Annotated in this window: 1 protein-coding gene; it reads right to left on the minus strand. The window is 62.2% G+C overall.

Going from position 1 to position 201, the window contains the following annotated elements:
- Window positions 1-201, minus strand: a 201-nt coding sequence (locus tag FHC49_RS11350) for an Ig-like domain-containing protein (RefSeq protein WP_220439805.1), incomplete at both ends; no start/stop codon positions are given.

Below are 201 nucleotides of genomic sequence, written 5' to 3' on the forward strand. Positions count from 1 at the left end.
GCGCCGTCGGCACCTTCACCGACCAGCTCAGATCCGCCTGCACCGTCGCGGTAAAGGTCTGGTCGCCGATGGTGATTTGTACTTCATCCCAGCGCACCACGTCCTCACCGGTGACGCGCCCGGTCAGCTCCGTCTCCGCCTTCTGGCTTTCTTCCAGGTTGATCACCCCGTCGCCGGTCACGTCATCAATAACGATGGTCA

It is taken from the genome of Kluyvera sp. EC_51, from assembly GCF_019584505.1.
GTDB classification, from domain to species: Bacteria; Pseudomonadota; Gammaproteobacteria; order Enterobacterales; family Enterobacteriaceae; genus Kluyvera; species Kluyvera sichuanensis.